The sequence below is a fragment of the Leptolyngbya sp. FACHB-671 genome, from assembly GCF_014695745.1.
Classification (GTDB): domain Bacteria; phylum Cyanobacteriota; class Cyanobacteriia; order Elainellales; family Elainellaceae; genus JAAUTN01.
The window spans coordinates 31,762-54,458 of record NZ_JACJOV010000085.1 but is presented as its reverse complement, the minus strand read 5'-3'; the positions used below and the strand labels follow the sequence as shown (position 1 = coordinate 54,458).

Genomic DNA, 22,697 nt, shown 5'->3' with positions numbered 1-22,697 from the left:
ACTCAAGAGCAGACTGTTATCCCACTATTTGATTGGGCAACTCAAATCACCCACTCTTGCTATGAAATTGGGCTAAGCTGACCACCACATTTAGTACATCTGCGTAAGTCCTGTTGAATGCTGATAGCAGGCTTTAAATGTTGGGTTCCGCTGCGCTTCACCCAACCTACACAACCTGTAGAACCGTAGGTTGGGTGGAGCGCAGCGGAACCCAACACCTTGAGCTTGCTGTGACGGTAGGGGCAGTTCGCGAACTGCCCCCTTACGCTATGGCTTTACCCATCTGGAAACGGCTGGAAGATGTTGCAGTGGGAGGGGCGCACCGCACGCCTACAGGGACGTGGGGAAAACTGAATGCTATGCCCCTTACTGGGGACTTGGAGATGAAGCGGTTTTGGGCATCAGGTAAATGGCACCAGAGATCCAGGTAAGCAGTACTGAGATCCAGAAGGCGACTAGTGAAAGCGTTGTCCAAGCGGCAGGTAACGGAGCGATGAGAAGGGCGATCGCCACAATCTGGCTCACTGTCTTCAGCTTGCCCCAGATATTTGCGCCAGAAATAGTGGTTTGGCTGACCCGCCATCCGGCAACCGTCAATTCCCTCGCCAAAATTAGAAATACGCCCCAGGCAGGCACCTGACCTAACTCAATCAGCGCTAACAGCGGAGCCAACACCAGCAGCTTATCAACCAGCGGATCGAGAAACTTGCCCAGATCAGTCACCTGGTTGAGTCGCCGCGCCAAATAGCCATCCAACCAATCTGTACCGGCGGCAATCAGGAAGATCACCACGCTGATCCAGCGAGTTTGTTCCGTTGGCTGATATAGCAAGTACAGCAACAGCGGCACCCCTAGCAGACGAGAGAAGGTGATCCAGGTTGGTAAATTCATGTCAGTTCAGTCGATATTTAGGGTTCGTCTGTGGGGTTGCTGAGCGGAAGTGTGACGGTGACGGTCGTGCCTATGCCAACTTCACTGTTCAGGGTAATGGTGCCTCCGTGCAAATCAACGATCCTTTTAGCGATCGCCAACCCCAGTCCGGCTCCTGAAGCGTTTTTGCCGTTCCCAATTTTATAAAAAGGCTCAAACAAATGCGGCAGTTCTTCAGCAGAAATGCCAACCCCTTCATCTTGGATCTGAAAAATGACCTGAGTTTCCTCGTGCGTCAACTTTACGTAAATATTGCTGGAGTCAGAGGAATAGTTCACCGCATTAGACAGCAGATTTCCAAACACTTGCTTCAGCAAAATGCGATCAAAACTGGCGGGGCGCTGTTCTCCTTCATAGACAAAATGAATCGTGTGGGCGATCGCGCTAGTCAACTGAACTTCATCAATCAGCTTTTGGCAAAACTGCTCTAACTGAACTGGGGAAGGTTGGATTTCTAGTCGATTAGACTCCACTTCATCTAGGATCAAGACCCCTTCAAATAGCCGGGTCGTGTACTGGATTGCAGCTTTCATTCGATGGAAGTAATTTTCTTTTTTGGCTTCGTCTAACTGATCGCTGTAATGCTCCAAAATTTCAATTGAGGTACGAACGACCGTAAGAGGAGTACGAAACTCATGAGAAATAGTTTGAATGATTCGAGATTTTAATTCGCTAAGTTGCTTCTCTGCGGCAAGCTGGTCGCGAATGGCTGCCTCTGCCTGCTTGAGTTGGCTGATATCTCGAATGATCCAGCGCATGTCAGTAATTTCGCCTGCCGAGTTGCGAATGGTTGAAATGGCAATCGCCACCGGAAACGGCTCCCCCTTGCGGGGCTGCATCTGAATTTCCCAATCGGTGAGGCGGCGTAGGCTCGGCAACTCGCTCAACTTGTTGCGGAATCTTCTTCGATCTGTATCGATGACGTAGTTTATCAGTGGCTTACCGACCAAAAACTCTTGGGGGATGCCTAACATCGTTGCTGCGGCCCAGTTTGCTTCTCGAATCATCCCGTTCAGGTCAGTCACCAGATACCCATCTGGAGCAAGCTCAAACAGATTTTGGTAGCGCTTACGTTCTGCAACGAGTGCCTTCTGGCTAATCTTTAGCTCTTCGTTTTGAGTGTTTAGTTCTTCAAGGGCGACGTAGAGTTCTTCCAAAGAAACGTGCAGTTCCTCAGTTAGCCCTTCTAAGGAGAGATCAAATGAATCAGATTGAGCTGAGTTGCGGCTGGCAGCTTGAAGGATGTTGTCTAGCCGGTTCTGGGCACCTCTGACCTGTTGCTCAAAGTCAGCTATGTTCATAGGGCGATCGCTTTACTGCAAAGCTTAAGGGGGCATAGAGTGATTAATCAACTGCCTCTAGAAACTTCAGGAGGGGCTTGATACTGCCAAGCTTAATACGAAAGAATCTGTTACGTCTCAGTTCAAACAAGTATCACCAGCTTAGAAATTAGCAGATTACTGAGATTTTAGCGTTCTCAAATCAGCTTGCCACGTCTCCACAGGGAGATTGGTAATCTGCGGTAGAAAAAAAATCTGTCTTCCTTTTGAAAGTTGCGAATAGCTGATTGACTGACAAATCTTCTGATGGAGGTTGGGTGGAGCAAGTTCAAGCTTCTTCCATGACTAAGATGACACCCTGGGTGGTTTCTTCAGAGTCAAACATGGGATTGCACACCACCCGACACTTAATCTTTCGTCCCCTGCGATTGACGGCATCTAGAGTAATTTCCAGGGAGTTTTTTTCTCCTAGTAAAGAGCGACGAATCATGTCTCGCAACTGGTCAACGGGCAAACCCATGTCCAGGTTAAACAACGATTCGCCCTGCACTTCTGAGTTACGTAGCCCCCACAGATTTTCTGCTTCACTGTTCCAGCTAATCACTTGAAACTGACGATTGAGGGCAATCACCCCAGCCTTCATGCTAGTCAGGATGGAGTTTAGGAAAGCATTTGCCTCGTTCAGTTCTTGGGTACGTAGACGTAGTTCATCGTTGATCGTCTGAAGCTCCTCATTCGTAGACTGGAGTTCTTCGTTCATCGTCTCCAGTTCTTCGTTGGTAGACTGAAGCTCTTCGTTCGTCGTCTCCAGTTCTTCATTGGTAGACTGAAGCTCTTCGTTCGTCGTCTCTAGTTCCTCATTGCTAGACTCAAGCTCTTCGTTCGCGGTTTCTAGTTTTTGATTAGAGTTTTGAATTTCTTGCTGAAGCTCGTGATAGCGACTGACATCAGTAAAGGCAACGCTAGCTCCCATAACTTCGCCGTTGTCATCTTCTAGAGGCGCAATTCGCACGTCCAAATGCTGAACTCTGCCATCTAACTGTTGGCGGGTCACGTCCCTCACGATGATCGTTTGATGGTTGGCATAGACCTGCTCAATTTGAGAACGCAGCTCTAGCGGTCGATAAGAAATTTCCAGGTCTTGCAGCGGTCGCCCCAGGTCTTGTTGCACCAGCCCAAACATGACGCGCAAAGACGAATTAGCAAATATCAGGTTGCCGTTGACATCTACAACCATTTGTGGAATTAGAGACTTATCAAAAGCGACTTCTCGAAGCCGGACATAGCTAGATAAATCGGTGCTTACCCTATCATCATTGGCTTGTGAAAAGGACAAAAAGCGATCGCGCAAATTAATCCGCGGGACTTTACTAAAAATTCGATGCTGCAAATTCGTGGGTGTGAATAAATTGGCATGAGACAGCAGCATCTCCGCTTTGCCTAAAAATAAGATGCCAGAGTCTCGCAGCGCAAAGTGAAAGCGGTTTAGGATGCGAGCTTGAGCTTCAGCATTAAAATACATCAGCGCATTGCGGCAAACCAACAGGTCAAGCCGAGAAATCGGAGCATCTTGCACCAGATCATGACGACCAAAGATCACCGAACGGCGCAGGTCAGCCCGAAAGGTGAAGCGATCGCCCAATGGCTCAAAATATCGCTCTCGCAACTCCAGCGAAACTGGCTCAAGCTCTTTAGTGCTGTAGCTAGACTGACGAGCCTGAGCCAACGCCTCTTCATCTACGTCTGTGGCATAAACTTTGACCCGCTGCCGAAACTGCTCATCTCCCAAAATTTCAGCCAAAACGATCGCCAAAGTGTAGGCTTCTTCACCCGACGCACAGCCCGCACTCCAAACCCGAATCGGTTCGTCTTCTGGCTTTCCCCAGATTAAAGAAGTGATGATGTGTTCCTGTAGATAGCTCCAAGCAGCCTGATCCCGAAAAAAGCTGGTGACGTTGATCAGAATCGTATTGAACAATTCTGCAAACTCGTTGGGATAGACTTCCAGGTAATCTAGATAATCCTCAAAGCGGTTGATGCCTCTTGATGCCATCCGCTTGTGCACTCGTCGCTTCAATGAAGAGCGCTTGTAGCCCGTAAAATCGAAACCTCTGGCTCGTTTGAGATAATCTAGAAGTGCCTCAAATACAGCATCTTCATCGTTTGTGTTCATTCGATAGTCCTTTATGCAACCCGCTGCATCACCAACCTAACTAGAGTGGTAGGGATATCAGTCAGGGGCAACACAAAGTCAACGACTCCCGTTTGAATAGCAGCGTCAGGCATACTAAAAAATTTGGAAGTAGCTTCGTCCTGAGCAATCACAATTCCACCCATCTGTTTAATTGTCTGAGAGCCGACCGCGCCATCGCCATCTTTACCAGTTAGCACAACTGCGATCGCCCGTTCTTTGTAGATTTCGGCGATCGAGTTAAATAAGATGTCAGCCGCAGGGCGAGAAAAACGAACTTTTGCAGCTTGATTGAGTATCACCGATCTATCGCTACTGATCAACAAATGGTGATCGGGGGGTGCAATGAGAACACATCCTGGCTTGAGCAGATCCCCGGTCTTCGCTTCCTTGACCGATAGGGCAGTTCGCCGATTTAAAATCTCTGCCATTTGAGAGCGATAGTGGGGAGAAAGATGCTGCACGACCGCGACCGCAGCAGGAAAATCGGTAGGCAAACCTGACAAAACTTGAATCAAAGCATCTAGCCCACCCGCCGAAGAGGCAATCGCAACTACCTTAGAGGCGACATCGGCAGAGGAGGCAAAATGAGCACTATTGGGATCAGCGATAAAGTGTTGCATTGCTCAGTTTCAACCAACTAAAGCGGGCTCGTCTACCAAACTTAAGATTACCTGTTATTAAGGTTTGCAACCGATAGTTCTACAGGAACGTAACAATCGACTGATTCGCAATTTTGCTCTAAGTCTAGCTTGAGTCTCAAAGGATGATCAAAAAGTTAAAGTCTTTGCGCTCGCTTCCTCTAGCCTCCCCTGAGAAGGAAAAAACTGGAGCCAAATTCCCCTTAAAAGGGAAATCAAACATCCCTGTTAAAGGGGAATTTTGGCAAATTTTGAGGAAAGTAACGTAGCCGAAGTAACTTTTTAACTTTTTAACTTTTTAACTTTTTAACTTTTTAACTTTTTAACTTTTTAACTTTTTAACTTTTTAACTTTTTAACTTTTTAACTTTTTAACTTTTTAACTTTTTAACTTTTTAACTTTTTAACTTTTTAACTTTTTAACTGCATTTGCGCGATCGCCTCCTCACTAACAATCAGTTCAAGTAACTATTAGCCTAAACCTAAAGTTTAACTTGGGAAAAGCAGTTCTGGATCAGGTTTAAGCTCACCGATTTGCAAGACCTGACACAACAGTTTAGCCCGTTGTAGCGCATTCTCAATCTGCACTTCAAGCTGTTGTGCGGCAACTAAATTGCCCTGCCGAGAATGCTCGGCTGCCAGTTGACGAAAGATTTCGGCTCTATCTTTCAGCGTTCGCAATGTTTTCCATAGGTTACGCTCAACCTCTTCAGCCTGGTCTTCTAAAAAACTCTCTAACGAATAGGCATGACCTACATGACATTGAAGGTTAATTAGACTGTCTCTGCGAATTTCCCATAGCGTCCCTCCGCATTCAGGACAAATCAGGACGGTGTGCTTTCCAGGCATGTCGTAGTCTTCAAACATGCTCTGGCTCATTTCTACTGGATCGGGCTGTATTTCTTCATTTGGCATCTGTAATTCTCCTAAGCTGAAAGCTGCTCACTAAACGTAGATAACAACTGAGCAATACCAGCAATAGGTAGAATGTGGTCTACCGCAACGTGAGCAATTGCGTGTCTCGGTAAAGCAGAAACAAAAGCTTCTTCAGGGTCTTGAACAATCGTGAGTCCGCCGTGTTGCTTAATGTCAAACAACCCGGCCGTGCCGTCGTAGAGCGCACCCGATAGCAAAACGCCAATCACGCGATCGCCGTAAGCTAGAGCCGCAGTTCTAAACAAAGGATCAATCGCAGGACGAAAGCGATTTTCTTTTGGGCCTAATACCACCTGCATCCACCCAGGCTTAATCAAGAGGTGACGGTCTGGTGGTGCAACATAGATATGTTCGGGGTGAATTTCAGCCTGATCGACAGCATGAGTTACTGAGAGATGTCCCGCGGTTTGTAGCAGTTTGGGCAGTCGTGAGGGTAGGGTAGGAGAAGTGTGCAACACAATAAAAATGCTTGCCCCAAAATTGGCTGGCAATAGCTGCACTAACTCTAGTAAAGCCTGCACTCCTCCAGCGGAGGCTCCAATTACCACGATTGGAGAAGCGGACGCATATTCGCACATTTACTTTGACTGTTACTTAAACTTTAGCCAACTTCCACTGATTCTTACCAGAATCAATCCAGCAATTAAGAATTAAGGTTTTGCGCCTCATGCAGTAAAACTGTTTGATAGCCAAACCTATATTCCTGCCCTACATAAGATTAGCGCTTCATACTTTCGGCTTACCTCTACACTCCAGTGTGCAATTGAACGGATTAGCTACTGCCTAAAGACAGATGGCTGTTGTGCGGCTAAAGGCTTACAAAAAAATAATGGAACTCAAACACCTTCAGCCGTTGGTAAACATAGAACCCAACGTCTAAAAACACCACTTAAAAACATAGAGAGGTTTCAACTTAATGCATCAGCCGTCATTAGAGAATGTCAGGCTTGCTCAAAAACATGCAGAGGAATCATGGCAACACGGCAAACATGTGTATGAAATAGGGCGATCGCTTGAAACTCAAGGTTCTGAACACCTGGGACAGACGATGAAGCGAGCGGGTGAAAAGATTCAGCAGTACGCAAAAAAGTCGCTCGAATTTGCACAGCTCGCTGAAGCAGGGGGAGAAACAGCAGTGGAAGCGTACGAGCAAGCCGTTGAGGAACATTTAAAAGCGGCTCAGGTGCACGTAGAAGCTAATAAACAATATTTAGCAGAAGCCAAGAGAATTAAGCAGGAAAACTCCACTAACCCACAATCTTCATAATCGTTAGATTGGGTGAAGCAAAGCGGAACCCAACGCAAGCTCCTATTGTTGGGTTTCGCGATACTCCACTCAGCCTACGCCAAGGGTATTCTTCCTAGAAATCTTCTAGGGGGCGATCGCTACCTGTCCCAAGTCTTCGGGCGCAAGATAAGAGTGAATCACATTGCCATCTCGAAACCAGACGACACGCTTGCTCATTTTGGCGACTTCTGACTCGTGCGTCACCATCACAACAGTAATGCCGCTGGCATTGAGTTCACCAAAAATATTCATCACTTCCTGAGTGGTGTGAGAGTCCAAAGCGCCCGTCGGCTCATCTGCCAGCAGCAGCACAGGCTGGTTCACAATAGCACGGGCGATCGCCACCCGCTGCTGTTGTCCACCCGAAAGCTGGGTGGGCTTATTGTTGAGACGGTTAGCCAGACCCACTCGCGTTAGCGCTTCAGCGGCGCGGTCTTGGCGATCGCGAGTAGGAATTCCCGCATATACCATCGGCAGCATCACATTTTCCATCGCTGTCAACTGAGGCAACAGGTGAAACTGCTGAAACACAAACCCAATTTTGCGATTACGAATATGGGCCAGCTCAGTATCTTCTAACCCCGCCACATCTACACCATCCAGGTAATAGCAACCGTCGGTGGGGCGATCGAGACAGCCAATCACATTCATTGCCGTCGATTTGCCGGAACCCGAAGCACCCATAATCGCGCAATATTCACCTGCTTCCACGGTCAAACTCACGTCTGACAGCGCCCGCACCTCAGTATTGCCAGAACCATAGATCTTGGAGATATGTTCGAGTTGAATGATGGCTTTAGACATGAGTTTTGCGTTTTGCGTTAGGAGTTTTGCATTTGAGAAGATATTTGAGAACTCTTAGTTTGTCCGAGGAGCTTGTAGGGGCGAAGCGTTCGGGCAACAATTTTCGATATTTTCAATCGGTTATCTACCGAACGCTTCGCCCCTACACAAGACCCACAACTCATGACTAAACTAAGCGCTTCTAAGGGCTACGATTGGGTCAAGTCGAGCAGCTTGTCGGGCTGGAACTACGCCAAAGAAAAGCCCGATGGTGCCTGAGACAGTGACCGCAACCGCAACCGCAGCGATAGAGATTCCGGGTTGGAAAGGTGTCACCAATCCAATCAGTAGTGCGCCGCCGACTCCGATACCTGTTCCCACAATGCCACCGACCGCAGAGAGAATAACTGCCTCAATCATGAACTGCACCAGAATATCTTGCTGAGAAGCACCGATCGCCTTCCTTAAGCCGATTTCCTGAGTCCGTTCTTTAACCGAGACGAGCATGATATTCATGATGCCGATGCCGCCCACAAAGAGAGAGATTCCGGCGATCGCCGCCAGCAAAATCGTCAGTGCTCCAGTAATGGTGCCTGTAATCTCCAGCAAGTCTTTTTGACTGTTGATGATAAAGTCATCCTCATCCACAACCTGGTGCCGCAGTCGCAGCAGGTTTGTAATCTGAAACTCAGCCGCTCTGATATTGCTTTCGTTGTTGACCGAAACCGCAATGTAGGTTAGCTCAATCCCGTAAGGTGACGTTTGCCCAACTAGCCGACGCGACATCGTAATCAGCGGCACCAGCACCGCATCGTCATAATTCAGACCCAAATTGGAGCCTTTTTCGTCCAGCACTCCAATCACTTGAAAACTGTTGTTTTTGATCCGAATATTTTGCCCAACTGGGTCTTCGTTCACAAACAGCCGCTCTGCCATTTGTTGCCCAATCACCGCAACCTGGCTGCTGCGCTGCATATCCGAATCGGTGAAAAACCGCCCCTGCGCCAGATCAAAGTTTCTCACTTCTGGAAAAGATGGCGTAGTGCCAACAATAGTCGCATTAGTGCTGCGGTTACCCTGAGTCACCAGTCCGGCATCATTAAACTCTGGCGCAACACCTTGCACCGAGCCGACTTGGGCGGCGATCGCCTCTGCGTCATCCAACACCAGCGTTTTGGGCTGGTTAAAGCTAGCCCGCTGTGACTCTGGCGTTCCCGGCAACACAAACAAAACGTTTGGGCCGAGTCCTTCAATTTGACCAGACACGTAAGTTTGTGCGCCTTCACCCAAACCCACCATCGCAATCACAGAGGCATTGCCGATGACAATTCCCAACATAGTGAGTCCACTGCGAAGCTTATTCGCAGTGAGGGTTCTGAGCGCCATTTTGAGGCTTTCGGTGATGTTCATGAGAGGAGAGAGAAATTAGGGGCTAGGGAGTAAGAGCTAGAAGATATAAAAAGTGAGTTTTTATTCCTCCTGCTGGTCTTGACCAAAGTTAAGGTTCTCCAAATCTTGTCCGGGGGGAAGGTCAATGAAGATGCGATCGCCTTCTTCGATGCCTTCTAACACTTGGGTCTGGTTGCCGATTTGAGAGCCAATGGTGACGGGCTTAAAGCGAGCGCGGTTCTTGTCATCAGGAACCAACACACCTTCCTGTCCATCCTGGGTGACGATCGCTACCGTTGGCACTACTAAGGCATCACTTAACTCGTCGCCAATAAATTCCACGTCTACATTCATGCCAGAGCGCAGCTTGTCCTCACCCGTTTCCAGGTCAATTCGCACCTGAAATGAGGTGACGTTTTGCTCAACTACGGCTTCTGGCGCAACTAGCTTTACCCGTCCTTGAAATACCTGCTCGGGGTAAGCGTCTGCGTTGATTTCTACAGGTTGTCCAACGCTGATCTGGTTGATGTCCACTTCGGGCACTTCTGCCAAGATTTCGAGTCCGGTAGCGATCGCCACAATCGCGGTCGAAGTCGCAGAACTCACATCAGAAGCAGAAGTCGCAGGCGCAACAAAGGAGCCTGGGGTCGCATATTTCTGCGTCACAATGCCCGAAAACGGCGCACGAATGTAGGTATCTTCTAACCTGACTTGAACCGCTTTCAGATTAGCCTGAGCCTCAGCAAGCTGAGCCTCGGCTTCTTCAATATCTTGGGGACGGCTGCCGTTTCTTTGAAGCTGTAGCGTTTCTTGCGTCTCTTGCAGGCTGGCTCGGTTTTGTGCCAGGGCTGCTCTGGCGGTTTCAGCCTCATTCAACACCTGGTCCAAATCGTCGGTAGAAATTGCCCCCTCAGCCTCTAGCTGACGGTTGCGCCGAACTCGTTCCTCTGCCAGGTTGACGCGAGCCTGGGCTTCTTCGACCCGTGCCTCAGCTTGCGAAACCCCTGCTTGAGCCTGAGCAATTTCTTCAGGACGGTTGCCAGCTCTGATCTCAGAAAGGTTCGCTCTAGACTGAGAAACTCTAGCTTGTGCCTGGGCTAACTCTGCTTCGACAGATTCACTTTCCATGCGGGCAATGACTTGCCCTTGGGTGACGCGATCGCCCTGCTCTACGTACAGTTCAGCCAATAGCCCTGTCTCTTTGGGGCTAAGGTTGACCGTTTGCACAGGCTGCACCGTACCGCTAGCCGTGATCCGAATCGTCACCGCCTCAGACTCGACCGGAACTGTCAGCGATGAAATATCAGGTGCCGTAGCCTGCTGCCGAATCACCAGGAAAGAAGCTGCGCCAGTTCCAACTAAACCAGCCGCAATCAACCCCAGCACCCAACGGGCAGGCGGGCGAATTTTGCCGATTAAGGGAAGTTCCATAACCATAAATAGGGAAAAGGTGGGTAAAAATTAAATTACTCAGAACGTGGATTCTGGCGTTTCTGTCAATCGTCGTTGTTCTTGCTCCTGTTGCCATCGCTGATCGAGCAGAGGCATCTCTCTCTCTAGAAAAGCGTGCATGTCGTGCATTTCCTGCAAGCGTTGTTGCAGTGGGAGAGGCTGATCAGCCAGTAGCTCAAGCCCCCGCTCAGCCAGTTGACGAAATGCCGTAATTTGAGTCATTCGCTGTTGGCTTAGCTGCGACCAGGCGTGTGGCTTAATTTGGAAGTAGTCACGTCTCTGTCCTGGAAAACTAACCCGCTCGATCAAACTAATTTGAATCAGTAAGCGAGTCATGGTGCTAATCGAACCTTTGCTAGCTTGCAAAACCTCAACTAGATCACCCATTGACTGATGCGGCGGATTGGCAATCAGCAGCCAGCCAAAAATTCGCCCTGCCATCCGAGGCAACCCAACTGCCTCAAACATCAGTCCCACTTCTTCAACGAAGTGACTTAACTCAACTCGTTCAACTGGTTTATTGTCCAATGCTGCTGCTGTCAGTGCTGTCAAGTATGCTTTAACCTTTGTTTACATTATAGATCGATAGATTTTGAATGTTCAGTACTTACTGAACAAAATGGATGGACGGATTACCCCGCTTGAACCGTAAGAGCTAGCTCTAGAACTACTTCCACCGTAGATTTGTCTGGGCGATCGCACCTCACCCGCTTGACTAGTTCTATAGAGTGATTTCTCAACCTGACAGCGACCTCAAATCACCCGATGAGAGGATAACGATCGCCCGTCCGGGTGTAACAAAATTGACCTTGTACGCCACAAATTTCTAAGTTACGAATCTCTCTCAATGCTCAAACTTAAAGCTTTATTCTGGTTAGCTCCCGCTACAGTCGCGATCAATCTGTTGATGCCGATCGCCCCTGCTCAAGCAAACTGTGCCGGTTCCATTGGCACTCTGGAACCCTATCAACCCGTAATGGAACGGATGTGGCGCGAGTTACAGCAGCAAACTAACCCTCCTTGGGGCGAAGTCAACCCCTTTGGCTCTTTAGAGGGCGATCGCATTACCCTCACCGCAGAATTTGAGCGCCTCACCGGAACCCAGAAGCAGCAGGTAATTGAAGCCTTACGGACCTTTCCAACCTATGACCAGCTTACTCCCGAAGAGCAAGAAGCCATGAATCAGGTCACGGGTGCCGCTCCCTATCGCATCTATGCCAGCGACGGTCGCTTGCTCTTTACCCCCTACGACGCTTGCTCCAGCTACACGCTGCTCACCGAAAAAGCCAGATATAGCTGGTATTACAACTATTTGCCAATCATTACCCCAAACTTTAACCCCGACAGCTTGCGAAACGCAGGTAACCCCTCCTGGCGACAAGTCCGATTCCCAATTTCCACAGAACAGGAAAGAACCACTCGCCTTCAGTTCTGGCGCACCCTTGGCTGGAATGCCGCCGATTGGTGGATCGCCTGGGTACCTGAAAACGGATACTTTGAAATTAACGTTCCAACCAACTACAGCCAAGCCCAGCTAGAACGCTTCTGGCAAGTTGCCCCCCAACAATATCGCTATGTCGTTGTAGCCAACGATGGAACAGTCCTACAAGAACGCACTTTTTGAGTGATTCGATCCAGCGCTACGCGCCTTGATCGAATTGTCTTTGCGTGAAAGTTCCCGCTGCGCGGGAACTTTCACGCAAAGACGTATCCTACAGTGTGCGGCTAGCACTATGAGGGATTTGATATGTTTGAAAGAGTAATACTAATGCACTAATCCATTACGCCAAAGGCGTAAGTTAACCGCATGAGAGCGAGAATCGAAGACCAGGTTTTGTTTTTGCATCCCGAAGATGTGCCGCCCTACAAAAAGAACGGACCCGTAGTACGAAACACCTATTTCTGGGCCTTGAAGGCGATCGCCGCTCAAGCTCCCTTCGACCGGGAATGGGAATACGAATCCGAAATCTGGCTTGCGCTCCAGCGAATGCTGCTGTCCTTCAGCGAATCAGGCTATCTGGGCTTGCGGGAAACGATTTTAGAATTTCCCTACGATCAAGAAATTCCGGCTGTACTGCGTCCCGTCGCAACCTGGGATGAGAGAGAGGAGCTAGGGGTCGGGGGTTAGGGGAAGGCGATCGCGTTAATTATTCTTAACCAGCAGGATTAGGCTACTCACTACGGGCGGAAATCGGGAATTACCGGAGCGCAGCTCCTCAACCCCTAGCCCCTAACCCCCAGCCCCTAGCCCCTTCTCTTCCTAAAGATGACCCCCTACGCTAAGCTGATTAGGCGGCTGAAATCGCCTGCTCGCTTAACATTCGTAAGTTTTCTAAACAACGCTTCACAAATGATCGCAAGTCCTCCCCGTACCATCCGCATCGGTTCCCGTAAGAGCCAGCTCGCACTCGTTCAGACTCACTGGGTGCAAGAGCATCTACAGAAAGCCTTTCCAGACCGAACCTTTGAAGTCCACACCATGAGCACCCATGGCGACAAGATTCTGGATGTGGCGCTAGCCAAAATTGGCGACAAGGGGCTATTCACCAAAGAGCTAGAAGTGGGGATGATCGAGGGAGAAATTGACTTTGCGGTTCACTCTCTCAAAGATTTACCCACCCGCCTGCCCGAAGGTTTGATACTCGGCTGCGTTACCGAGCGAGAAGACCCCGCAGATGCGCTGGTCGTCCACGCTAACCACAAGGATAAGCAAATCGACACCTTGCCCGAAGGCGCAGTGATCGGCACTTCATCCTTGCGGCGACTGGCTCAACTGCGTCACCACTATCCTCATCTCACCTTTAAAGACATTCGCGGCAACCTGAATACTCGCTTGGGCAAGCTAGATGCAGGCGAATATGACGGAATTATTCTGGCAGTAGCGGGGTTGCAACGGTTGGGAATGGGCGATCGCATCCACCAAGTCCTCTCCCCCGAAGTTTCCCTCCATGCGGTCGGTCAGGGCGCACTAGGCATCGAGTGCCGCGCCGAAGATAACGAAATTCTGTCGCTGCTAAAAGCCCTAGAACATCCGCCCACAGCCTACCGCTGCTATGCCGAACGCTCCTTTCTGCGTGAATTAGAAGGCGGCTGTCAGGTTCCCATCGGCGTAAACACCAGCTTGCAGGGCGACACCCTGACGCTAACAGGCATTGTCGCTAGCCTGGATGGACAAACCCTGGTTAAAGATACCCTGACTGGCACAGCTGATCAGGCAGAGCAGTTAGGCATTGACCTGGCGAACCGCTTGAAGCAACAGGGCGCACAGGAGATTTTGAACGAAATCTTTACCCAAATTCAGCGCGGTTCTTAATCAGAAACTTACGCATTCTCAATCTGCTCTAGGCCCGATCGCCACGCCCCCTTAGACTTGTTCTAGTGGATTAATATCGCGAGGGAAATCAGGTCAGATGCGAATTCTGTTTGTTGCAGCGGAAGCAGCGCCACTTGCCAAAGTCGGCGGCATGGGAGACGTAGTTGGGGCCTTACCCAAAGTCCTAAAAGACATGGGCCATGATGTCCGCATCTTCATGCCCTACTACGGCTTCATGCCTGACAAGATTGAGATTCCTCCAGATCCGGTCTGGTCTGGCTCTGCCATGTTCGAGAGCTTCGATGTCTACGAGGCTACTCTACCTGGCTCAGACATTCCGCTTTACCTGTTTGGGCACCTGTCCTTCGCCGGTCGCAACATCTACGGCGGCGAAGACGAAGATTGGCGGTTTACCCTCTTTGCCAACGGTGCGGCTGAGTTTGCCTGGAACTACTGGAAACCTCAGGTCATTCACTGTCACGACTGGCATACGGGCATGATTCCCGTGTGGATGCACCAATCTCCTGATATCAGTACCGTATTCACCATCCACAATCTGGCTTATCAAGGGCCGTGGCGCTGGAAACTAGAGCGCATGACCTGGTGCCCCTGGTATATGCAAGGACACAACACAATGGCTGCTGCCGTACAGTTTGCGGATGTCGTGCATACCGTTTCGCCCACCTACGCCCAGCAAATTCAAACCCCAGCCTATGGCGAAACGCTGGAAGGCTTGCTTTCCTTCATCAGCGGTAAGCTAGTTGGCATTCTCAACGGCATTGACACTCAGGCGTATGACCCGGCTGTGGATAAGCACATTGCCAAAACTTTCACGGCAGAGACAGTAGACAACCGCAAAGCAAACAAAATTGCGCTTCAGGAAGAGGTCGGCTTAGAGGTCAATTCTGGAGCCTTCCTCATCGGCATGGTGTCACGCCTGGTTGAGCAGAAAGGGCTGGATTTGGTAATTCAGATGCTCGATCGCTTCATGGCTTATACCAATGCTCAGCTTGTGGTGTTAGGAACGGGCGATCGCTACTACGAAACCCAGCTTTGGCAAATTGCCTCCCGCTTTCCCGGTCGCATGTCCGCCTACCTGCTCTATAACGATGCCCTGTCTAGACGAATTTACGCAGGCACCGACGCTTTCCTAATGCCATCCCGATTTGAGCCTTGCGGCATTAGCCAAATGCTGGCTTTGCGCTACGGCTCCGTTCCGATCGTACGACGCACAGGCGGCTTAGTCGATACCGTTCAGCATCACGTTCCAGCAACAGGAACGGGAACCGGGTATTGCTTCGATCGCTACGAACCTTTGGATCTGTATACCTGTCTAGTAAGAGCCTGGGAAGGCTTCCAGTTCAAGCCGCAGTGGAAAGAACTGCAAAAGCGTGGCATGAGCCAGGACTTTAGCTGGGAAAAATACGCCAAGGAATACGTCAAGATCTACAACCGAGCAGCCAGTTTGCCCGAAGAAGAACCCACTAAGAAACAGCCTGAGCTAGTAGGTTAGAAATGTTTGGTTTTACCATCCACCCCCTAAGGGGGTGGATGGTAAAACCAAAGTTGCGTCGTCGTATTACTAGGATGGAGTATTTCTAGAATCGAGTTGAGGGCGAGAAAGCCGCTGTGAGGCTCCTCCCAATATTCCCACTAGCAGCAAACCCAACAGTGGGGTAGGCTCTGGCACTGGCTCCGGTTGAGGAGGTTGAGAAACCAAATCTGCACGAAAGATGCCTTGAGAACCATCGGAAAAACGAGCTAAGAATGCTAAAGAATTATCACTCAACCCATTAGAAGTTGAGCTGAAATCAACAGACGCTAACGTTTTGCCATCTAAGGTATCATCGCGCCCAATCAATCTTGCAAAAGAGCCACCCAAATCCGTGTAAATTGCTGAGCCAAAGCCCGTTAGAAAGGCTGTATTACTGCCACTAATTGAAGGAACGCTCATGAAGTTAATGAATTCCAGTACTCCGCCATTGAGGGAATTTGTTGCCACTACATTCAGTTGGCTTCCTACTTTCGTATAAATTCCAGCCTGATCCCATCCAACACTGATTCCCCCAAATGCTACGTTATCTCCACTTAAGGCAGGAGGAGTGAAAAAGCCAGGAGTGAAGTTATTGTTGCTAGCAGGATCAAGCGTGTTGCGATCCGCTACTACAGATAAACTCCCTCCAACACTAGTATAAATACCCACCTGGGAACCACCATCACTTCCCAGAAAAGCTACGCCGTCTCCACTTACGGCACGAGAGAGGAAACTGATAAAGTTACCATTGCCGCCCGGAATAGGAGTGTTGAAGTCTGCTACTACAGTCAGTTGATCTCCGCTATTGAGATAAATTCCGGGATTGCTCTGACCATCAGTTCCTAAGAAAGCTACATTATCTCCACTGAGATCGGGAGGATTGAAGCCAGCAAAGTTACCATTGCCACTCGGAATAGGAGTGTTGAAGTCTGCTACTACAGCCAAATCTTGCTCAGTACTGAGATAAATACCTGTTTGATAGCCACCATCACCAAGCCCCAAGAAAGCTACATTGCTACCACTGATAGAAGGATCGCTAAAATCAGTGAAAGAGCCATTAGAGATCCCAGGAATAGGAGTATTAGTATCAACCACTTTGTCTAACCCATCTCCCATGCTGGTGTAGATTCCCGCTTGAAAGCCATTGCCCCTGCCTAAAAAAGCCACATTGCTGCCACTGATAGAAGGCGCACGGAATTCAGTGAAAGTCCCAGTCCCGTCGGGAATGAAAGTGCTAGTATCCACGATCTTAGTAAAAGTGAAGCTGATAGCGTGAGCAGAGTCGTTGGATAGCAGGCTAAAGGACAACCCTAATAGGGCTACGGTTGCTACTCGCTTTGTGGCTAGCATTATTCAAACAGGCTCCAGAAATAAGAACTTCAGGTGAAAAACGGGTAGCTGTTAGATGCTTCCTGTTTACTGTGTCCTTTATGACACCGAAACTGCAGAGCGACAAGTTATCCCTGCCAACTCATCTGACTCTGACTCAGAGCCGAGGCAACAGCCTGTCGCTGGTCACGACGGGTAATCCAGCGGTGGTAAGTGCGATTGTGAATTGCAACCGAATGTCCCATCATTTGAGCGGCAACGGTGTCAGGCAAGCCAAAGTGAATCGTTCTTACAGCCCAGGCATGGCGCAGGTCATAAGGTGAAAAGGGCAGATCATAACGGCGAAACTGAGCGGTGACTTGCTGCCCAATCCGCTGTAGGGTTGTTTGCGTCAGGTCGATGTTGACTGGCGGTAGACATATCTCTCGCAGGTTAAACTGCTCAACCCATTCTGGATAAAAGGGCCAGACCTCGTGCTGCCCAGTCTTGGTTGTGGGCAAAACTTCGACTGTGGCTTCGGTCTTGCCCTGCTTCAGCGCAGCGTAGTCACAGAAGAAGACTTCGTGATTTCTTAGCCCGTAGGTCGCCATGACTCCATAGACAAATCGCCAGTTGGGGTTGGGAATTTGAGCGATCGCCTTCACAATCTCCTCATCCGAAGGCAAACGCCGCATTTGAGTCCGGCTAGGGCTGTAAGTTCCCCACAAACTCTTCAGCGGAGTAGGCAACTCCAGATTGAGAAACTCGGCTAGAGCATTCAAAGCCGTACAGCAAACCTGGCGGCTGCGGGAATTGTTTGGCGTAGACTGCACCGTCGCGTAAATTGCTTCCGTCAAAGTAAAGTTACGAGCTTGAGCGATCGCCCCCAGCTTATTCAAATACGGTGCATAGGCTTTCTTCCAGGTCGTTTTCACCGAAGCCATGTCAGCCGTGTGCGACTGTGCCAGAAAATGCTGCTCAAAAGCGTCCAGCTTTTCAGCCAAATCCATCTGATGCAGCCGTCCACCGCCCACCAGAGGCAAATAATCACGCCAGTCAAACGTATCTTGGATCAACTGTGCCGCAATGACCTTAGCGGTTTGTTCCGCTTGTTTTAGCCCTGCCGCTGTAGCGGGAATATCTAAACTGATGCGCTGCTGATGCGATCGCAGGCGATCGCTCCCCGGTCGCGGCGGCAGTGTGCCCCGCAAGCTCAGCTTTTGTCCCCGCCGCTCGACCTGTAGCCCCAGACGAGCCACCTTCAGGCGTTGATTAAGCTGAACAATTCGAGCATCGATCGCAGTTGAATCAGTCATAACGACAAATAACGACGAATCTAGTCAAGATGGCAAGTTTTAACTTGCGTATCAACAAGCGTCCAGTCTTTAATAAGAACTTAAGATAGCAAGTAGTCCATGAGCATTAAACCAAATCTGGATGAACCAGGAAGATCCGTTGAGGAATTTCCTGATTTCAGCAGTGAGTTTAACGATAATGTCATGGGTAGCTCAAAAACCGCATAGTACGTCAACATCTATAGGAATCTCTATTTCGTGAACAACTTCACTGAGAATGGAGAGGATTTTGGTGCTGATCTTGCTGCTGACTGAGTTAGTCAGTAAGTTTCATTGTTAAAATCATTAACAAATATTAAAACGTTGGGGAAGCTGTAACCGTTATGGGGCGTGTTGGGGTTTTACTGCTTAATCTAGGTGGGCCAGACCAGTTGGAGGATGTCCGTCCTTTTCTGTTCAACCTGTTTTCTGACCCGGAGATCATTCGTCTGCCGTTCCCCTGGTTGCAGAAACCCCTGGCATGGCTGATATCTACTAGCCGAGCCAAAAAGTCTCAAGAAAACTATAAGCAAATTGGTGGCGGCTCTCCACTGCGGCGGATTACCGAAGAGCAAGCAAAGGCACTTCAGTCTTCGTTGAAGGCAAAAGGACAGGACGCTCAGGTTTACATCGGGATGCGCTATTGGTATCCCTTCACCGAAGAGGCGATCGCCCGAATCAAGCGCGATCGCATCGAAAAGCTCGTCATCCTACCGCTCTATCCGCAATTCTCCATTAGCACCAGCGGCTCTAGCTTCCGGCTGCTGGAAGCGCTCTGGCAGGAAGATCCAGCTCTGCATCAGGTAGAACATACTGTCATTACCTCCTGGTATAACCGACCTGGATATCTCCAGGCAATGGCGCAACTGATCGCCCAAGAACTAGACAAGTTCCCTAACCCTGACGACGTGCATATTTTCTTTAGCGCTCACGGGGTTCCAGTTAGCTATGTGGAAGAGGCAGGCGATCCCTACCAGCGGGAAATCCAGGAATGCACTGCCCTGATCATGCAAACCCTCAACCGCTCCAACGCTCACACCCTGGCTTATCAGAGTCGAGTTGGTCCAGTGGAGTGGCTGAAGCCCTACACGGAAGATGCGATCGCCGAACTCGCCGCTGAAGGCGTACAAAACCTGCTCGTCGTGCCGATCAGCTTTGTCTCAGAACACATCGAGACATTGCAAGAGATCGACATGGAATATCGGGAAGTAGCTGAAGAAGCAGGCATTCACGAGTTTCATCGAGTTCCTGCGCTCAACACCCACCCCGTTTTCATTGAAGACTTGGCTGAAATGGTGACAGATGCCCTGAACTCACCTAGCGTCAACCTCTCTGAAGTGATGCGTCCTGACAAAGACACCAAACTTTACCCCCAAGAGCGGTGGGAATGGGGCATGACCACTGCTGCCGAAGTCTGGAACGGTCGGCTTGCTATGTTGGGATTCCTTGCTCTGCTGATCGAGTTAATCAGTGGACATGGCCCGTTGCACTTTGTCGGCTTGCTCTAACAAACTCGGCACCTGCCTGAATTCTGTTGGGTTCCGCTGCGCTTCACCCAACCTACGGTTTTACCGTCTGTAATTTGTGTAGGTTGGGTGGAGCAGAGCGGAACCCAACGCTTTAGACTTGCTACACCACTGGAGAAATTGTTTGTTACGCCGCCACTAACGGTAGCGAATAGTGATAAAACGCTTCATCCTGGCAATACCCAAGCGATTCATAGAGCGCTTGAGCAGCAGTATTAGAAATTTGCGTTGCTAACGTGATGCGAACGGCTTCCGTTTCTCTTGCAAAATCCTCTGCTGCTCTCAACAACAGCTTTGCAACTCCCTTGTTTCGCCAAGCTAGCTCCACAAACAAATCATTCAAAATCCAAACCCGCTTCATCGACACTGAAGAAAAGCTGGGATAAAGCTGTGTAAACCCGACGATGCGCCCTTCATCTTGGACTACAAAGATAATTGAGTCCTGCTTGTGGAAACGCTCTTGAAGAAATTCCCTGGCGGCTTCCAGATCTGAGGATGACTGGTAAAAGACGCGATATTGGTCAAACAACTTCGTCACTTCTTCGAGATGCTCAAAGTGAGCTTGAAAAACTTTCATCCGTTATCCTCAAAAGTCATCATTTAAAATTTATAGCTGTAGCCATACAGGTTAAGGAAGAAAGGGAGGCAGGGCTTCGCCCTGCCTCCCTTTCTTCCCTGAATTACAGCCTTTAAAGTACTCTCTCACAAGCACCTAGATTGGCAAATCACTTTTGTATTGCCGTTAAAGCGATAATTAGGATAGGCTTAGTTTCCCAATTTCGCTTCTAATTGGGATTTCCCTTCATTCCTTTTTCTTTTTCTTTATGGCTAGAGATGCCTTAACAAGTTGGTTACGTCGAGCTTATAGAATTGCTCAACTTTCAGTTCAATCTGATATTCCCCCGGCAGAAGTTCAGGGACTTTTGGGAGAGCAGATGTCACGACGACAAATGCTATATGGAAGTGCAGCGATCGCCACCACCCTCGCCACCAATCCCCACAAACAACTTGAGCAACTATCGCGATCGCCCCATTCTCCCATCGGCTTTACCTCTAACAATGCAGACGCAACAGTGCTAATTGTTGGAGCAGGTATTGCAGGTTTAACGGCTGCCTATCATTTACGGCAGGCAGGCATTGATGTGGATGTGGTGGAGGCGACTCACCGCGTTGGCGGACGGATGCGGAGTATTGCCAACGCTGCAGGAATTCCCACAGCGGTCGAACTGGGTGGCGAGTTTTTGGATACGGGACATACCCATTTGCGATCGCTAGCAGAAACCCTGGGACTGGAAATCATCGATCTGGAAACCGCCGATGCTGGATTGGAGCTAGGCACCCTGTTTTTTGAAGGCAACAAGCTAGATCTAAAAGCAGTCATTGAAGACTTTTTACCTTTAGCACGGCAGATTGAACAGGATTTAGAATCCCTAGAAGGCTGGGATTTGACCTATCGATCGCCCACTCCTGAGGCAATTCGGCTCGATCAGACTTCGCTTGCAGATTACCTCAACGCTGCTCCCATCAACCCCACCTTAAACAAGCTATTACGGGTGGCTTACACCGCCGAGCACGGACGCAATCCAGAAGAGCAGTCTTGCCTCAACCTGCTGTTTCTGATTGGCACCAAAGCCGGTTTGTGGCAGGTCTACGGTATCAGCGACGAGCGATATCATGTTGCCGGTGGCAATGAGCAAATTCCCCAACGACTGGCGCAACAGGTAAACAGCTCGATTGAAACCGGAACTGCGTTAGAATCCCTCCGCAGCACCTCAGGCGATCGCTATCAGGTTGGATTGCGTCAGGGACAAAACAGTTTTGAGCGCACCTATGAGCATGTGGTGCTGACCGTGCCTTTCACGGTGCTGCGACACGTCGATTTAAGGATTGATTTGCCGCCTATCAAGCGTGCAGCCATCGACCAGTTGGGCTATGGCACAGGCACCAAGCTGATCACGCCCTTCCGAGAACGCATCTGGCGCACCCGCTACCATTCAACAGCAGCCGTTTTTACCGATCTACCTTTCCAAAGCGCCTGGGAGAGTACTCGCTATGCCCCTGGTGAGAAAGCCTGGTTAGCCAGCTTGACGGGAGGCGATCGCGGACTCGCACTGGGCAGTGGCTCCCCCGAAGCTCACGCTTGGGCAATGACCTCTGAGCTAGAGCCAATCTTTCCCGGCATCAGCCAGGTCAAAGAGGGACGTGCCCTTCGTGCCTTTTGGGCAGGAGAACCTTACCAAAAAGGCTCCTATTCCTGCTATCTGGTTGGTCAATGGACAAAGTTTGGCGGAGCCGAGTCAGAGCGAGTTGGCAACCTCTGGTTTGCTGGAGAACATTGCTCACCTGGAGCTAAAGGCTACATGGAAGGCGGCTGTGAAACCGGCCGAGCAGTAGCAGCCAACATTTTAGAAACGATCGAGCAAACTCAGATATCCTGACAGAGATCAAAGTTTCTCATTTCTTAGCAATTGCCATCAACGGTTCTCCACTTAACAGCATTCGACAACTGCCAAGCAAAAGCAGCTCTTCACGGACCTGCTTAATTTCCTAATAATTTCTGAGAGCTTTGTATCCCTCCGTTACGATTCAGGTTTTCCATTAATAATGATTGCAGCTACTTGATCCCCTTGCTAGGGTGTGTACTGACGAGTTCAGATTGAATCTTGTTTTCAGAAAACGCGCAACTGATGCTTGATATTGATCTTGGCTCCAGCCTGATTAACTGCCATTGATTAAGTTCTGAAACGTTCCTGTGAATTTGAGTCCTCTCCTCCATTCACACCCCTCAGATTC

20 protein-coding genes are annotated in these 22,697 nt (G+C 49.6%); 7 read left to right on the top strand and 13 right to left on the bottom strand.

The window, feature by feature from the left end; genetic code table 11:
• Nucleotides 1–366 precede the first annotated feature (366 nt).
• The 6 genes from pgsA to H6F93_RS11175 form a co-directional block, all read right to left on the bottom strand.
• Nucleotides 367–891, bottom strand: a complete 525-nt coding sequence (pgsA, locus tag H6F93_RS11200) for a CDP-diacylglycerol--glycerol-3-phosphate 3-phosphatidyltransferase (protein ID WP_190680702.1) — start codon at nt 889–891, stop codon at nt 367–369.
• 17 nt (nt 892–908) lie between these two features.
• Nucleotides 909–2,231, bottom strand: coding sequence for a PAS domain-containing sensor histidine kinase (locus H6F93_RS11195; protein ID WP_190680700.1), 1,323 nt, complete (start codon nt 2,229–2,231; stop codon nt 909–911).
• Between the two features lie 307 nt (nt 2,232–2,538).
• Nucleotides 2,539–4,383 (bottom strand): CheR family methyltransferase, encoded by a 1,845-nt coding sequence (locus H6F93_RS11190; protein ID WP_190680698.1) that lies wholly within the window; start codon nt 4,381–4,383, stop codon nt 2,539–2,541.
• Nucleotides 4,384–4,394: 11 nt separating this feature from the next.
• Nucleotides 4,395–5,024: a chemotaxis protein CheB gene (locus tag H6F93_RS11185; RefSeq protein WP_190680696.1), complete on the bottom strand. Its 630-nt coding sequence runs from the start codon at nt 5,022–5,024 to the stop codon at nt 4,395–4,397.
• Between the two features lie 506 nt (nt 5,025–5,530).
• Nucleotides 5,531–5,956: a hypothetical protein gene (locus H6F93_RS11180; protein WP_190680694.1), complete on the bottom strand. Its 426-nt coding sequence runs from the start codon at nt 5,954–5,956 to the stop codon at nt 5,531–5,533.
• Between the two features lie 11 nt (nt 5,957–5,967).
• A complete protein-coding gene (locus tag H6F93_RS11175) occupies nt 5,968–6,555 on the bottom strand; it encodes a chemotaxis protein CheB (protein ID WP_190680692.1) in 588 nt (195 codons plus the stop codon).
• A gap of 338 nt (nt 6,556–6,893) precedes the next feature.
• Between H6F93_RS11175 and H6F93_RS11170 the strand changes: the two genes are divergently transcribed.
• Nucleotides 6,894–7,244: a hypothetical protein gene (locus tag H6F93_RS11170; RefSeq protein ID WP_190680690.1), complete on the top strand. Its 351-nt coding sequence runs from the start codon at nt 6,894–6,896 to the stop codon at nt 7,242–7,244.
• Between the two features lie 105 nt (nt 7,245–7,349).
• Here H6F93_RS11170 and H6F93_RS11165 read toward each other — a convergent pair whose 3' ends face one another.
• From H6F93_RS11165 to H6F93_RS11150, 4 genes are all read right to left on the bottom strand, one after another.
• Nucleotides 7,350–8,069 (bottom strand): ABC transporter ATP-binding protein, encoded by a 720-nt coding sequence (locus H6F93_RS11165; RefSeq protein WP_190644896.1) that lies wholly within the window; start codon nt 8,067–8,069, stop codon nt 7,350–7,352.
• A gap of 171 nt (nt 8,070–8,240) precedes the next feature.
• Nucleotides 8,241–9,458, bottom strand: coding sequence for an ABC transporter permease (locus H6F93_RS11160; protein WP_190680687.1), 1,218 nt, complete (start codon nt 9,456–9,458; stop codon nt 8,241–8,243).
• Nucleotides 9,459–9,518: 60 nt separating this feature from the next.
• Nucleotides 9,519–10,868, bottom strand: coding sequence for an efflux RND transporter periplasmic adaptor subunit (locus H6F93_RS11155; RefSeq protein WP_190680685.1), 1,350 nt, complete (start codon nt 10,866–10,868; stop codon nt 9,519–9,521).
• Between the two features lie 39 nt (nt 10,869–10,907).
• The gene (locus tag H6F93_RS11150) at nt 10,908–11,441 is read right to left on the bottom strand and encodes a GbsR/MarR family transcriptional regulator (protein ID WP_199313633.1); all 534 of its coding nucleotides are present in this window, start codon (nt 11,439–11,441) and stop codon (nt 10,908–10,910) included.
• 295 nt (nt 11,442–11,736) lie between these two features.
• On the opposite strand from H6F93_RS11150, the gene H6F93_RS11145 reads away from it, so the two are divergent.
• The 4 genes from H6F93_RS11145 to glgA all read left to right on the top strand — a co-directional run bounded on the left by H6F93_RS11145 (nt 11,737) and on the right by glgA (nt 15,715).
• On the top strand, nt 11,737–12,513 hold the full coding sequence (locus H6F93_RS11145) for a phosphoribosylaminoimidazolesuccinocarboxamide synthase (protein ID WP_190680682.1): 777 nt from the start codon (nt 11,737–11,739) through the stop codon (nt 12,511–12,513).
• A gap of 183 nt (nt 12,514–12,696) precedes the next feature.
• On the top strand, nt 12,697–13,017 hold the full coding sequence (locus H6F93_RS11140) for a hypothetical protein (RefSeq protein WP_190680680.1): 321 nt from the start codon (nt 12,697–12,699) through the stop codon (nt 13,015–13,017).
• Between the two features lie 222 nt (nt 13,018–13,239).
• Nucleotides 13,240–14,202, top strand: coding sequence for a hydroxymethylbilane synthase (hemC, locus tag H6F93_RS11135; RefSeq protein WP_190680715.1), 963 nt, complete (start codon nt 13,240–13,242; stop codon nt 14,200–14,202).
• A gap of 97 nt (nt 14,203–14,299) precedes the next feature.
• The gene (gene glgA / locus H6F93_RS11130) at nt 14,300–15,715 is read left to right on the top strand and encodes a glycogen synthase GlgA (protein ID WP_190680678.1); all 1,416 of its coding nucleotides are present in this window, start codon (nt 14,300–14,302) and stop codon (nt 15,713–15,715) included.
• 69 nt (nt 15,716–15,784) lie between these two features.
• Here glgA and H6F93_RS11125 read toward each other — a convergent pair whose 3' ends face one another.
• Together H6F93_RS11125 and H6F93_RS11120 are read right to left on the bottom strand one after the other, a co-directional pair.
• Nucleotides 15,785–16,981 (bottom strand): DUF7453 family protein, encoded by a 1,197-nt coding sequence (locus tag H6F93_RS11125; protein ID WP_206755723.1) that lies wholly within the window; start codon nt 16,979–16,981, stop codon nt 15,785–15,787.
• Nucleotides 16,982–17,193: 212 nt separating this feature from the next.
• A complete protein-coding gene (locus tag H6F93_RS11120) occupies nt 17,194–18,360 on the bottom strand; it encodes a site-specific integrase (RefSeq protein ID WP_190680673.1) in 1,167 nt (388 codons plus the stop codon).
• A gap of 362 nt (nt 18,361–18,722) precedes the next feature.
• Between H6F93_RS11120 and hemH the strand changes: the two genes are divergently transcribed.
• Nucleotides 18,723–19,886, top strand: a complete 1,164-nt coding sequence (gene hemH / locus H6F93_RS11115; RefSeq protein ID WP_190644887.1) for a ferrochelatase — start codon at nt 18,723–18,725, stop codon at nt 19,884–19,886.
• Between the two features lie 145 nt (nt 19,887–20,031).
• On the opposite strand, the gene H6F93_RS11110 is transcribed toward hemH, so the two are convergent.
• Nucleotides 20,032–20,481 (bottom strand): GNAT family N-acetyltransferase, encoded by a 450-nt coding sequence (locus H6F93_RS11110; protein ID WP_190680671.1) that lies wholly within the window; start codon nt 20,479–20,481, stop codon nt 20,032–20,034.
• 247 nt (nt 20,482–20,728) lie between these two features.
• Here H6F93_RS11110 and H6F93_RS11105 point away from each other — a divergent pair, with 247 nt between their 5' ends.
• Nucleotides 20,729–22,342 (top strand): flavin monoamine oxidase family protein, encoded by a 1,614-nt coding sequence (locus H6F93_RS11105; protein ID WP_190680670.1) that lies wholly within the window; start codon nt 20,729–20,731, stop codon nt 22,340–22,342.
• Nucleotides 22,343–22,697: the final 355 nt, after the last annotated feature.